At 55.1% G+C, this 12,889-nt stretch carries 16 protein-coding genes; 9 read left to right on the top strand and 7 right to left on the bottom strand.

The genetic code is table 11. The annotated features are described in order from the left end of the window. Positions 1–158: 158 nt before the first annotated feature. Positions 159–845 (top strand): hypothetical protein, encoded by a 687-nt coding sequence (locus ACJJIR_RS14270; RefSeq protein ID WP_444905848.1) that lies wholly within the window; start codon positions 159–161, stop codon positions 843–845. Between the two features lie 75 nt (positions 846–920). On the opposite strand, the gene tusA is transcribed toward ACJJIR_RS14270, so the two are convergent. After that, a complete protein-coding gene (gene tusA, locus ACJJIR_RS14275; RefSeq protein WP_282933554.1) occupies positions 921–1,151 on the bottom strand; it encodes a sulfurtransferase TusA in 231 nt (76 codons plus the stop codon). Positions 1,152–1,269: 118 nt separating this feature from the next. Between tusA and ACJJIR_RS14280 the strand changes: the two genes are divergently transcribed. Further along, positions 1,270–1,557, top strand: coding sequence for an antibiotic biosynthesis monooxygenase family protein (locus ACJJIR_RS14280; protein ID WP_413665059.1), 288 nt, complete (start codon positions 1,270–1,272; stop codon positions 1,555–1,557). Here the strand turns inward: ACJJIR_RS14280 and ACJJIR_RS14285 are convergent. The 4 genes from ACJJIR_RS14285 to ACJJIR_RS14300 all read right to left on the bottom strand — a co-directional run bounded on the left by ACJJIR_RS14285 (position 1,532) and on the right by ACJJIR_RS14300 (position 3,584). Then, positions 1,532–2,170, bottom strand: coding sequence for an alpha/beta family hydrolase (locus tag ACJJIR_RS14285; RefSeq protein ID WP_444905849.1), 639 nt, complete (start codon positions 2,168–2,170; stop codon positions 1,532–1,534). The genes ACJJIR_RS14280 and ACJJIR_RS14285 overlap by 26 nt on opposite strands. Then, positions 2,163–2,387, bottom strand: coding sequence for a YheU family protein (locus ACJJIR_RS14290; RefSeq protein ID WP_108732557.1), 225 nt, complete (start codon positions 2,385–2,387; stop codon positions 2,163–2,165). The genes ACJJIR_RS14285 and ACJJIR_RS14290 overlap by 8 nt, the downstream gene beginning before the upstream one ends. Before the next feature lie 62 nt (positions 2,388–2,449). Then, positions 2,450–3,262 (bottom strand): class I SAM-dependent methyltransferase, encoded by an 813-nt coding sequence (locus ACJJIR_RS14295; RefSeq protein WP_444905850.1) that lies wholly within the window; start codon positions 3,260–3,262, stop codon positions 2,450–2,452. Between the two features lie 16 nt (positions 3,263–3,278). Beyond that, on the bottom strand, positions 3,279–3,584 hold the full coding sequence (locus ACJJIR_RS14300) for an MTH1187 family thiamine-binding protein (RefSeq protein WP_282933558.1): 306 nt from the start codon (positions 3,582–3,584) through the stop codon (positions 3,279–3,281). A gap of 131 nt (positions 3,585–3,715) precedes the next feature. On the opposite strand from ACJJIR_RS14300, the gene ACJJIR_RS14305 reads away from it, so the two are divergent. The 4 genes from ACJJIR_RS14305 to mnmC all read left to right on the top strand — a co-directional run bounded on the left by ACJJIR_RS14305 (position 3,716) and on the right by mnmC (position 7,358). Then, positions 3,716–4,246 (top strand): glycine cleavage system transcriptional repressor, encoded by a 531-nt coding sequence (locus ACJJIR_RS14305; protein ID WP_108732554.1) that lies wholly within the window; start codon positions 3,716–3,718, stop codon positions 4,244–4,246. A gap of 82 nt (positions 4,247–4,328) precedes the next feature. Continuing rightward, a complete protein-coding gene (trmL, locus tag ACJJIR_RS14310; protein WP_444905851.1) occupies positions 4,329–4,802 on the top strand; it encodes a tRNA (uridine(34)/cytosine(34)/5-carboxymethylaminomethyluridine(34)-2'-O)-methyltransferase TrmL in 474 nt (157 codons plus the stop codon). A gap of 14 nt (positions 4,803–4,816) precedes the next feature. After that, positions 4,817–5,356 carry a flavodoxin FldB gene (gene fldB, locus ACJJIR_RS14315; RefSeq protein ID WP_444905852.1) on the top strand — a complete coding sequence of 180 codons (540 nt, stop codon included), beginning with the start codon at positions 4,817–4,819 and terminating at the stop codon, positions 5,354–5,356. 13 nt (positions 5,357–5,369) lie between these two features. Beyond that, positions 5,370–7,358, top strand: coding sequence for a bifunctional tRNA (5-methylaminomethyl-2-thiouridine)(34)-methyltransferase MnmC2/FAD-dependent 5-carboxymethylaminomethyl-2-thiouridine(34) oxidoreductase MnmC1 (mnmC, locus tag ACJJIR_RS14320; protein WP_444905853.1), 1,989 nt, complete (start codon positions 5,370–5,372; stop codon positions 7,356–7,358). On the opposite strand, the gene ACJJIR_RS14325 is transcribed toward mnmC, so the two are convergent. Next, positions 7,351–7,986, bottom strand: coding sequence for a DUF502 domain-containing protein (locus ACJJIR_RS14325; RefSeq protein WP_444905854.1), 636 nt, complete (start codon positions 7,984–7,986; stop codon positions 7,351–7,353). The genes mnmC and ACJJIR_RS14325 overlap by 8 nt on opposite strands. Before the next feature lie 9 nt (positions 7,987–7,995). On the opposite strand from ACJJIR_RS14325, the gene ACJJIR_RS14330 reads away from it, so the two are divergent. Next, the gene (locus ACJJIR_RS14330; protein WP_444905855.1) at positions 7,996–8,808 is read left to right on the top strand and encodes a glutaminyl-peptide cyclotransferase; all 813 of its coding nucleotides are present in this window, start codon (positions 7,996–7,998) and stop codon (positions 8,806–8,808) included. Here ACJJIR_RS14330 and ACJJIR_RS14335 read toward each other — a convergent pair. Continuing rightward, positions 8,792–9,220, bottom strand: coding sequence for a hypothetical protein (locus ACJJIR_RS14335; RefSeq protein ID WP_157953964.1), 429 nt, complete (start codon positions 9,218–9,220; stop codon positions 8,792–8,794). The two genes, ACJJIR_RS14330 and ACJJIR_RS14335, sit on opposite strands and share 17 nt — an antisense overlap. 153 nt (positions 9,221–9,373) lie before the next feature. Here ACJJIR_RS14335 and recQ point away from each other — a divergent pair, with 153 nt between their 5' ends. Then, positions 9,374–11,179 (top strand): DNA helicase RecQ, encoded by a 1,806-nt coding sequence (recQ, locus tag ACJJIR_RS14340; RefSeq protein ID WP_444905856.1) that lies wholly within the window; start codon positions 9,374–9,376, stop codon positions 11,177–11,179. A 98-nt stretch (positions 11,180–11,277) separates the two neighbouring features. Next, a complete protein-coding gene (locus ACJJIR_RS14345) occupies positions 11,278–12,789 on the top strand; it encodes a CoA-acylating methylmalonate-semialdehyde dehydrogenase (protein ID WP_444905857.1) in 1,512 nt (503 codons plus the stop codon). Positions 12,790–12,889 lie beyond the last annotated feature (100 nt).

The raw sequence follows: 12,889 nt of genomic DNA on the forward strand, positions 1-12,889 counted from the left end.
CCGCAGAGGGCGTGTCCTTCTAGCGTCTCCCCGAGGAGGGAATTAAAGCAATCAAACACCCTCCTGCCCCAGTCTTCCTTCAGAGGTAGGGCATTTCGCTGTCGCACCTTCATCTGACGTGGAGACGGTATACAACCGGCCCTGCAAGGAGGTGTTCCATGACAGACCACAGTATCAACAATGTGGTTGACCTCTTCACCGGCGAGCCCATCGAAACTTCTGCGGACAGGCGCTTTATTCGCCTATCGCCGGAGCTAGACGGCTTGGAAATGCTCTACTCCAACAACTCCAGCGGCACAGATCTATATAGCCTGAAAGTTTTATGCTGGGGTCTCAAAGCAAATGGCGAGGTCGTAGGCCTCGTTCCCTGGTTAAACACCATAGTGGCCTGTCCCGACATCAAGGACCCTCTCGACGGACGCTTTGAGGGCTACTATGACCCCGGCATCGAGGAAATCTTCCATCAGCCCCCCATTCACAAGATCGTCGAGCTGGAGACTGCGGCGGAATACTTTGAATACGAGAGCAATAAAGCTGAGGAAGTACTCCAGGAGATCCCCGACACCATCGGCACCCACGCTGTGTTTATGGATGAACAGCGCGAGAACCTGACACTGATTGAGGTCGTCAGCTGGAGGTTGCACGCCGACGGGGATATTCACGGCATGCTAATAGACCACGATATTGTTGAAACCACTCCGGTTTTACCGGGGGATCACTGCCTGTACCCCGCGCAGGAGAGCGAGGGATTCCGGTACTTTTTCCAACACCATATCGCTAACAAAATTAAATCCGAGGACCCCGAAGCCCTGGCCGCTATCGCTGCCCTGGTGACAGCTCCCTAGGGACTGTTGGGTCTTAGTATTCAGGAGTGTGCCAGCCCCCGCCAATGGCATGGGGGCTGGAGCAACCGCGACCCGCTATTCCGCTTTTTTAATCCAGTAGACAAATTCGTCATTTTCCTCTGCGTGCTGTACCAGCTCATATCCAAGAAATTGGCAGAACTTGGGCACATCCCGCTGAGTGGAGGGGTCGGTAGCAACCATTTTCAACACTTCACCATCGGCGACATTGCGCACCGCTGAATGCAGCATCATGACGGGTTCCGGGCACAGGAGGCCACGGGCATCTAAGGTGTGATCTGACTTCATAGGTATCATTGTGCGCAATTTTGCCGCCGTCGTCATCTCCAGAGGCATGAGGGCCGCGCGGTAATTCCCTTGCGCCCGCACTAAAATCCTCATAGGGCTAACGCAATTCGGGCTGACAATGATCTACGTGTTGATAGAACGGGAAATTGCGGCAGAAATGCAGGGCAGCTATGAAGAGGCCGCCCGCAAAATCCTCACTTGCGCCTACCGCACCGTAGGCTTTATCGAGGGGCAGACCTATATCGAGAAGGGCAATCCCTTGCGGCGCTTTACACTCTCCAAATGGCAATCTGAGCTCCATTGGCAACACTGGTATACCAGCCAGGAGCGCCGCGCACAGATGAATCTACTCAACCCACTGATGGTGCGGGAAGAGCGCATTACTGTCCTGGAGATCGCAGCATAAACTGGGCAGCCAACTCTACTGCGGATTGCCAATGCTGAAGCTGGTTAAAACCGCTGGCGCGACGGGGTTTAAAGTCGTGATCGCCATCTTCCAGCCACTCGACCTCAATGGTGTTCGCCAAACCGTAGCCTTCTACCTCAGCCCGGCGGCCTAATGGGTCGCGATCTCCCTGTATCACCAAGGTCTGGCAGCGAATATCCACCAAATGCTCGGTACGCAGCTTTTCCGGCTTGCCCTGGGGGTGAAACGGATATCCCAGGCATACGGCACCGGCAATCGCCTTCTGCCCCCAGTATTCATCCGCCAATAGACTCGCCACGCGCCCGCCCATGGACTTACCACCGATAAACAGGGGCAACTCGGGGCCTAACTGGACGATTTGCTCGCGGAAAGACTCTTGCAGCTGGGGCATGGTATTGGGTGGCCGCTTACTTCCCCCGGTGCGCCGCTGCGCCATATAGGGAAACTCAAAACGGACAACTTCCACACCCTGCTCACACAACCCCTGCGCCAGGAACTGCATAAACTCACTGTCCATCGGCGCCCCGGCGCCATGGGCAAACAGGAAGCGCGCAAGGGGCTCTCTCGGGCTATCGATCAACCATTCAGACATCGGGGGGCAGGTCCTCGGCCAGGACCAGGTTTACGGTTTCTTCACCGGGCTCAAACCAGATCACCACTTGGCCGGATTGCAGCTGGCGACGCAGGCTGGCAACTTTGTCCACCAGTTCCACTTCACGCTCACCGTATTCGGTGCCCTCGCGAGTGGCGTACTCTTCCAGCAGACTTTGCAGGGTATCGGCATCTAGTTGTTCGAAGGGAATAATCATACAGCGACTAATTCAGGTAGGCTGGGAGCAGCCATAGCCACCCCCAGAATATTGTAAAACGATCAGGACTTGGGTTTGCGGAAGCGCAGGGTCATACGATCGCTCTCGCCGATAGCGAGATACTTTTCACGATCCTCTTCACCCAAGCGCATTACCGGTGGTAAGGTCCAGACGCCTTTGGGGTGGTCAGCAGTGTCTTTGGGGTTCGCATTTACCTCGCTGGCCTCTTCGAACTCAAAGCCCGCTTTTTTAGCCAGGTCAATAACATACTCCTGGGTGACATAACCACTTTTCACCATATCTTCCAGGCTGGTACCTGGCTTGGCACGGTGCTCAACGACCCCCAGAACACCACCGGGCTTCAGCGCGGCAAAAAAGCTGGCAAAAGCTTCATCGGCATAATCACGATACATCCAGTTGTGCACGTTGCGGAAAGTTACTACGGCATCGGCACTGCCTGCCGGAGCAATCTCGCGACCGGTTTGCGGGGCAAACTCAGTCACAATTACTTTCTTGTAAGCCTTATCGTTAGCAGCCAGCTTTGCTTTGAAGTTCTTCAGGGAGCGCTTGAAGTAGTCGGACTCACTATTCTCAGGGAAGTGCGCCGCGTATAGGGTCCCCTTCTTGCTCAGGTAGGGCCCGAGAATTTCGGTATACCAACCGCCGCCCGGGGTAATTTCCACTACCGTCATATCCGGCTCGATCCCCATAAACTCCAGGGTCTCCGCTGGGTTGCGGTACTGATCGCGGGCGACATAATCCTTGTTGCGATGATCCCCCTTAATGGCAGCAGAGAAATCTGCGGCCTGGGCTGTGCCCGCCAAAGCCAGTGCACCGGCCAGGGCCACCAGGGATTTCTTAAAATTGCTCGTCATAGTTTTTCCTGTGTTGTTATCGTTGGTCCAACTTCATTTGCACACTGTCGATCTTATCCTGCATAGATTGCTCGCGGTCAATACGAGTTCCCAATTTCAGACTGGAACTGATTCGGTCGGCGCCCATTTGATGCACTCGCTCGTGGCACTCTTTAACTGCCGCCATCACCTTATCCCAGTCCCCCTCGATATTGGTACCGTATGCGTGCAGGCGATAGGAAAGCCCCGCCTCTTCCAGCACCCGTTCACACTCAGCAACGTATTTACTGACGGAAACACCAACGCCGATAGGGATCACACATAAGTCCGCAATCACGTTCATCAACAGTCCCTCGTTAAAGTACTTGGATATTGGTTTCAAAATAACGCTTTTGAGATTGGCCGATAGAGTTATTCGACAAGATCCTATTACAATGTCAGCTCAACGTCTCTCGTGAAGCAAAGGAACCCTATATGCAACAGCATCTCGTTATCTCCATGATCTCTGATGACAAGCCCGGTGTCGTGGAAAAGCTTTCAGCAGTTATCGCAGATAACGGCGGCAACTGGGAAGACAGCCATATGGCCCACTTCGCTGGGAAGTTTGCCGGAATCCTGCGGGTGGCGGTGCCCGCAGATAAAAGCGAGACACTTAAAGAGGCGTTGTCAGCCCTGACAAACGCAGGCTACAACCTGGTCATTGAAGATGCCATTGCAGTATCCGCCAAACCCCAGCAGACGCTGACGCTGAAACTGGTTGGCAACGACCGTCCCGGCATAGTCCGCGAGATCTCGCGCGCCCTTACCGCCCACCATATCAATATGGAGCATCTGGAAACCACTTACGGCAGCACGCCCTGGAGCGGTGAGCCCCTGTTTAATGCCGAGTGCACCATCAGTGTGGCCGAAGACATAGATCTCGACGGCCTGCGTGACGATCTGGACCAGATTGCCAATGAACTCGGGGTCGAGATCGATTGCGAGGAGATCGCCACCCCCATCTAATTGTGGAATAATCCGCAGCCGTACAGGGCCGGGCACTGCTGTCCGGTCTAGCTAGAAGTCTCTCCAGCGCAAACGCCACCTCATGTTCAAGATTGTTCTATACCAACCTGAAATAGCGCCAAATACCGGCAATATTATTCGACTTTGTGCCAATACTGGGGCAGAGCTGCACCTTATCGAGCCCTTGGGTTTCGATATGGATGACAAACGCCTGCGTCGCGCCGGCCTCGACTACAGCGAGTACAGTCGCGTGGTGCGCCACAAGGACTGGCAGACCTTTATCGATAGAGAACAACCCGCCAGGGTGCTGGCGCTCTCCACCAAGGGGAGCAAAAGCCATACCGCGATCGAATTCCAGGCGGATGACGCCATTGTGTTCGGCCCGGAGACCCGGGGGCTACCCGCAGAGTTCCTGCAAGCAGTAGGGGCCGAAAACACGTTGCGTATCCCCATGCGTGCCGAGAGCCGCAGTATCAACCTGTCCAATGCCGCCGCCATTGTTATCTATGAGGCCTGGCGACAATTGGATTTTAGTGGCGCCGTGTCCCAGCAGTAAGAAGTTCACCTTTTATGCAAAGTTCCCAAGCCCCAATCGGACTCTTTTACGGTTCCAGCACTTGCTATACCGAAATGGCTGCGGAGAAGATCCGCCAGTGTATCGGTCCTCAATGGATTGATATCCACAATATCGCAGAGGCGGATATTGGCCTCGCCGAAGACTACGACTTCCTTTTGTTCGGCATTCCCACCTGGGACTACGGCGAACTGCAAGAGGACTGGGAAAATATCTGGGACGACTTGGCCGCGCTGGACCTGCACGAGAAAAAGGTCGCGCTGTTTGGTCTGGGCGATCAGGAAGGCTACCCCCAGTGGTTCCAGGACGCCTTGGGCTATTTGCATTCACAGCTCCTCGCCTGCGGTGCCCGTGCAGTGGGCTATTGGTCCGCAGAAGGTTACGAGTTTGAAGAATCCAAGGGGCTAACCGCCGATGGCAGCCAGTTTGTCGGGCTGGCCCTGGATGAGGAGAACGAATTCGATCTGAGCGAGGAGCGTATCCAGCGCTGGTGCGACCAGGTAATGCGCGAGTTTGGCTTGCAGGATGAGGGCTGACGGAAGTCTTATTGTGAGCGAACCGGACAAGAAGTACGCAGAAATTGAATGGCGTGAAGACGGCCAGCCGCTGTCTCGCGCCTACGACGATATCTATTTTTCCAGCGCCTCCGGCCTGGAGGAAACCCGCTACGTTTTCCTGCAGCAAAATGCCCTGGCTGAACGCTGGCAACAGCTCGCGGAGAGCGGCACCTTTACCATCGCCGAGACTGGCTTCGGCACCGGCCTGAACTTTCTCGCCGCCGCGGAGCTTTGGCAGAAAACAGCCCCGGAAAGTGCTCGCTTGCACTTTATTTCGGTCGAGAAGTTCCCACTGCGTCCCAACGACCTGCGCAGGGCACTGGATCTCTGGCCACAACTGGCCCCGTTCGCCCAGCCCTTGATTGATAGCTACCCTCCCCTGCTGGCCGCCGGCATTCACCGGCTGCACTTTGGCCCAGTCAGCCTGACCCTGATTATCGGGGAGGCAAGTGAGGCCCTGAACAGCTTGCGCCTGCAAAGGGGCAGCGATCACCAGGTAGACGCTTGGTTCCTGGACGGTTTTGCCCCAGCCAAGAACCCGGATATGTGGACACCAGAGCTGTTTAATAACATGGCCGCTCTGAGCAGTCCCAGCGCCACTTTCGCCACCTTTACCTGTGCCGGGCTGGTTAAGCGCGGACTCCGCGATGCCGGTTTTTCCCTGCGCAAGGTTCCCGGCTTCGGGCGCAAAAGAGAGATGCTGTGTGGCACTCTGGAGAGCCCACAAGTGAGCAAAACCAGAGAAACTCCGTGGCACCTGCCTCACCAGGAAAGCAAGCCTCCTAAAACCGTCGCTATTGTCGGCGCGGGAATAGCCAGTGCCACTATTGCCCGGGCACTGGCAGAGCGCGGCATCGATGTTCAGGTATTTGAACAGGGTGAGGAACCCGGCTCTGGCGGCTCTGGGAATGACCAGGGAATTCTATACGCCAAGTTATCTCCCAAGCCCGGCCCCAACGGAGACTTCAATCTCCACGCTTTGATGTTTGCCCAGCGCTACTATCGCAGCCGCTGCTCTAAAGTGAGCCACTTCAGCGGTCTACTGCAATTGGCGCAAACTGAGCGGGAACAGCAATTACAGAGTCAGGTTGCCGCCACACTGGCGGAGAGCGATGGGCAGCTATTGGCTGAACCTGTCGATGCTCGAGCGGCCAGCTCCCTGGCCGGCGTCGACCTACCCGTGGGTGGACTGCACTTTCCTCACGCCGGGTGGATTGAACCGCGCAAAGTCTGCGCCACTTTATTGCAGCATCCAAATATCACCCTGCACAGCAACAGCTTGGTAAAAGAATTAGAACGAGAATCGAGCGGTTGGTCAGTAAAAACAGACCGCAGTGACTTTCAATTTAATGCGGTAGTTCTGTGCGGTGCCAATGATATTCGCCAATTTGCCCCTGCGGCGGCCCTCCCCCTGAAGCCAATTCGCGGGCAGGTGTCCAGAGCAGCAGCCACTGAAAATTCTTCGCAGTTACAAATGGCTCTGTGCGGTGAGGGTTATATCACTCCTGCCTATCAAGGGCGTCAGAGCTTTGGGGCCACCTTTAAGCTTAAGGAGACCGCTACTGACCTACGGGTTAGCGAGCACAGCGAGAATCTACAAACCCTGGCAGAGCTACTGCCGCAAATAGCCGATGAGTTCTCACAACAGTCTCTCTCTGGCCGAGCGGCTTTGCGCGCAGCGACCCCCGACTACCTACCCTTAGTCGGCCCCTTACCCAACTGGGACTCTATCAGCGATACCTATGTCGCACTGCGCAAGAACCGCAAGCAGTACGTCCCCGAGCGGGCTGACTACCAGCAAGGTCTCTATGTAATGGGAGGCTTGGGTTCCCGTGGCTTTACCTACGCACCACTAACAGCCGAGGTACTGACTGCCTGGATGCTCAACGAGCCCCTTCCGGTCAGCGCAACCCTGGCCAAAGCACTGCACCCGGCTCGCTTTGCCATTCGCGATCTGGGTAGGAACCGGGATATCAAGTAGAGGAGGCTCCAGTCTCCTTCTTCTCTGAAGACAGCAAGTTGGCACTGCCGGAACCACAGGCGACGATCGTCTTCATCGCTGCCTCAACACTCACGCCGGGCAGTATTTCTACGCACTCTGCCGGTACGTGAAACACAAACCCGGAGGTGGGTACCGGCGCTGTGGGCACATAGACAGTCATATCTCCATTGGGGTGTTGAGAAGTGACAATTGCGGTGACAGTGAGCGGATTATCAATGCCGTGAATGCGGACCTTGGCTACCGGCCCCGCCAGCACACCTTCACCACCGCCACCAATAAACTGGATCACCACATCTTTGATGGTGCTGTAACCCGGCGCCAGGCGTCCCAACCAGTGATCCACATGGCGGTGTAACCAGCTGCCAACACTGGTTTTCACCAACAAACCAATCGCGAAACAACCACCGAGAATCAGGGCTATCACCACGAGCCTGGCAAGGGTATTCTTAAATTCTGTATGCGCCTCAAGCCACACCACAGCGGGAGCTACAAGATCACTAACTTGACCGAACAGCCACTGAAACAGCAGGACAAAGATAGCTATAGGCAGCACCACTGCGAGTCCGCCCAACAGCGTCAAAGTGATAAAAGTTTTAATTCTGGTCATAGGCTATTGATGAACCGACTTCTCGTGAACAGCTGGATACTGTTATTGCTTTACGCCCCGTGGCCACAAAGTGCAGCTGCAGAGACACAACTCCAAACAATCCCTTTTTCCATCCTGGAAGAGCGCCAGCGTGGAGGGGACCATTTCACCCAGGGGCTTTTCTACGATGGTCAACGCTGGTGGGAGAGCAGTGGTCGCTACCGCCGCTCCTGGCTCGCCGAGTATACCGACCCTGGGGCCAATCCAGTAAGACGCAAATGGCTTGCTAGGAATCGTTTCGCTGAAGGGCTCACAGTTCTCAACGATAAACTTTACCTGCTGACCTACAAGGCGGGAGAGGTCCATGTCTACCACGCAGACAAGCTCCAACATTTGAAGGTCATGCACTATCGAGGCGAAGGCTGGGGCCTCACCAGTAATGGCCAGCAGCTGATTATGAGTAATGGCAGTGGCGAACTGGTTTTCCGCGATCCCGATACTTTTGAGGTAGTGCGACACCTCAAAGTTCAAGGCGGAGGTAAAAATTGGTCCAGACTCAATGAATTGGAATTTGCCCAGGGCCTGATTTGGGCAAATATATGGCAAGAAAAACAGATTATTGCCATCGATCCGGAGAGTGGCCAGGTGCGCGGCATTATCGATCTCAGCGCTCTCAATCCGGCCGGCAGAAATCATCCTGACACCGTGGCCAATGGGATCGCCTGGGACAAAGCCAAAAATGGGCTCTGGGTAACTGGAAAGTACTGGAAACAGCTCTATTTGATTCGCCCTGCAGGACTGGGCTTTGAGCGTACCAGTAGAGTTTCTAACGCTGATCCGTAACGGTCAGCACCCCCCCATCCCGGAGATAGTCCATCGCAGACAACTGCAACTGCAAGCGATAGCCGTGCCCCCGGCTCTGTAGGCTGACGCCTTCCAAACTCGCCTCGCCGTCATACAGCGTGGTGAATTTCCCTTCTTCATTTTCCCACTGAATATTTTCAACTTTTTGCATGCCGGGTAACTCAAGAGTGACCACTGTGAACTCTTCCGGCAAAGGCTGTAGCTCAACCTGGGCAACACCCGATGCGGTCGCCAGGGAAAATGCCAGTTGGTTTTCCGGTGCTGTTTGCCACCCCAGGTGAGTGTCAGCAACAACAGATTGAACCAGATTATGTGGGGAGGTGGAGGCGCACCCCAGAAGTCCGGCAGGAACCGTCAACGACAACACAGTTGACAAAATCAATGTGCGCATAGCCCTATCCTTAGCTTGCCGCTGTGATGGCGTAGGATTATAACCCGCGAAATATGTCACAGGCGTAAAGCCGTCAATTTCATTCAATTTCAGCGGCATACTCATCAATAAACATACCACGCGCGATCGAGCCACAAGGTATACTCCCCGCCCATGAATTCCCCACAACATATTCTCGAACACGTTTTTGGCTATACCGATTTCCGCGATCCTCAAAAAGCAGTTATCGACACACTGGTAGCCGGCAATGATGCCCTGGTATTAATGCCCACCGGCGGTGGTAAATCCCTGTGCTACCAGATTCCCGCCCTGGCGCGCCCCGGGTGTGGAGTTGTAATCTCCCCCCTGATTGCCCTGATGCAGGACCAGGTAGAAGCTCTTCAGGAAGCCGGCATCCGCGCCGCTTACTTGAATTCATCAGTGGCCTATGACGAAATCCAGGCAATCGAAAGCCAGCTATTACACGGTGAGCTGGATCTCCTCTATCTAGCCCCGGAGCGGTTGCTACAGCCACGAACCCTGTCATTACTGCAACGGGTAGAACTGTCGCTGTTTGCCATTGATGAAGCCCACTGTGTTTCCCAATGGGGGCATGACTTTCGCGCCGACTATCTGCAACTCAACTGCCTGCACGAGCAATTCCCCCGGGTACCCCGTATTGCCCTGACAGCGACAGCAGACAAGCGCACCCGTGCAGAAATTGCTCGCCGCTTGGACTTGGAAGAGGCCCGCCACTTTGTCAGCAGCTTCGACCGCCCCAATATCCAGTACCGCATTGAGCCCAAGGACAACCAGCGCCGCCAACTGCTGCAATTCTTACAAAACGGACACCAGGGCAACGCCGGGGTTATTTACTGCCTGTCCCGAGCCAAAGTGGAGAACACTGCGGAGTGGTTGAGCCAGCAGGGCTTCACTGCCTTGCCCTATCACGCCGGGCTACCCGCCGAGACCCGCGCCGAGCACCAGCGCCGCTTCCTGCGTGAAGAGGGCGTCATTGTTGTCGCCACCATTGCATTTGGTATGGGGATTGATAAGCCGGATGTGCGTTTCGTTGTTCACCTGGACCTGCCCAAAAGCATCGAAGCCTACTATCAGGAAACGGGCCGTGCCGGCCGCGATGGTGGGGCCTCAGTTGCTTTACTCCTCTACGGTCTCGAGGATGTGGTAAAGATCGGCCAGATGGTGGAGTCCTCAGAGGGCAGCGAAGAACACAAGCGCCAGGAACGCAGCCGCCTGAATGCCATGCTTGGGCTGTGTGAAATCACCAGCTGCCGCCGCCAGGCCCTACTGGACTATTTTGCGGAACCCCTGGACGAACCCTGCGGCAACTGTGACACCTGTCTGGAGCCGCCTGCCACCTGGGATGCCAGTGAGGCAGCGGTAAAACTTCTCTCCTGTGTCTACCGCACCGGACAGCGCTTTGGCGCTAGCCACGTGATCGATGTACTGCGCGGCTCCGAGAACGAGAAAGTCCGCAAATTCGAGCACGATCAGCTCTCCACTCATGGCATCGGCAAAGACCTGAGCGCAGCCGAATGGCGGGCAGTCGTGCGGCAGCTGATTGTTCGCGGCTACCTGGAGGTCGAGGGGGAATTCCAGGGGCTGAGGCTCACTGAAATTTGTCGCCCGCTGCTGCGACGGGAGGAAACTCTCAGCCTGCGTAAGCTTCCCCCAAAAGCGGCTCGCTCGCAGAGCCGTGACAATCGCAGCCTGGATGATCTCAGCCCAGAAAACCAAGTGCTTTGGGAAGCCCTGCGCAACTGTCGCAAACAGTTGGCAGAAGAGCGCGGCGTGCCGCCTTATGTCGTCTTCCACGATGCGACCCTGCGCGGTATGGTACAAGCCCACCCGCAAACACGCAGCGAGCTATTAGCGGTCTCCGGCGTTGGAGACAGTAAGCTCGAACGCTTCGGCGATGCATTTTTGGCGGTTCTCAGGGATTTTCCCAAACACGAATAACTCCGAACAGTCGGGAGCTTTTCCCCAAAACACAGAGCTGTGTTACAAAGGGGCAAAGCAGTAGAACAATAATTGATAAACCCGACTGAGAGAGAACTATGAAAGTAATCGGCCACCTGATTAATGGCAACATGGTCTATGACACCGGTGCCGCAGGTAACTCCGAACTCCAAGAGGTCACCAACCCCTCCACCAACGAAGTGATCGCCCAGGTTTCGCTAGCCTCTAAAGCGACTGTTGAAGAGGCCATTAGTGCAGCTGAAGCAGCCTTCCCCGCTTGGCGAAACCTACCGACGGCCAAGCGAGTACGAATTATGTACCGCCTGCGAGACCTGCTGCAGGAGAACGCCGCAAAGATCTGTGAGCTGATTACCCTGGAACACGGCAAAGTCCTTGACGATGCGATGGGGGAATTACAGCGAGGCATCGAGAATATCGAGTACGTTTGCTCTACTCCAGAAATGCTAAAGGGCGAACACAGTAAAAATGTCGGGCCGGCAATAGACTCCTGGAGCGAATTCCAACCGCTGGGTGTTTGTGCCGGCATAACCCCCTTTAACTTCCCCGCTATGGTCCCCCTGTGGATGTGGCCCATGGCAATTGCCTGCGGCAATACCTTTGTACTAAAACCCTCCGAACGCACCCCCTCCTCTGCACTGTTTATCGCGGAGCTGGGTATAGAAGCCGGCATCCCTACAGGGGTACTGAATGTGGTTAACGGCGGTAAAGAGGCCGTCGATACACTCCTCACTGATAAACGTGTCCAAGCGGTAAGCTTTGTGGGATCGACTCCGATTGCAGAGTATGTCTACACCACAGGCACCGCCCATGGAAAAAGAGTGCAAGCGTTTGGTGGTGCCAAGAACCATGCGATCATCATGCCCGATGCCGACCTGGACAACGCTGCCGCTGCTCTAATGGGCGCAGCCTATGGTTCCTGTGGTGAACGCTGTATGGCCATCTCTGTCGCTGTAGCGGTAGGCCATGAAACCGCCGATGTCCTTGTTGAGAAGCTCAAAGTACAAATTGCTGATCTGAAAATCGGCGATGGTATGGACAGCCAAAGCGATATGGGGCCACTGGTAACCCGGCAACACTTACAAAAAGTGGAGAGTTATATTGCCGCTGGTATCGAAGAGGGTGCCGAGTTGGCTGTAGATGGGCTCAACCAAACCGTTTCCGGTTTTGAAAATGGTAATTACCTGGGCGCCTGTCTGTTCGATCGAGTCACTCCGGAAATGTCGATTCATAGTGGGGAGATATTTGGCCCGGTACTCTGTGTGATGCGTGTCGAAACCATGCAGGAGGCCATGGATATTATCGATGCTCATGAATACGGTAACGGCACCTGTCTATTTACTCGCGACGGTGAGGCCGCACGCTATTTCAGCGACAATATTAAAGTTGGAATGGTTGGTATCAACGTACCTCTGCCGGTACCGGTAGCACACCACAGTTTTGGTGGCTGGAAGCGTTCACTGTTTGGCGACCTCCACGCCTACGGCCCCGATTCAGTGCGTTTTTACACCAAGCGCAAAACCATTACCCAGCGCTGGCCTGCCAGTGGTGTAAGGGAAGGTATTCAGTTCAGTTTTCCTTCAAATCAGTAATTACTGAAACAAATCATTATAAGAAGGCCCATAACTAAGCGGGCCTTCTTCCTATCTCCAGATATAAACTGCTAGCAGGCATAAAGCTTCAGGACTCCAA

Source organism: Microbulbifer maximicatervae (SeqCode), from assembly GCF_052467385.1.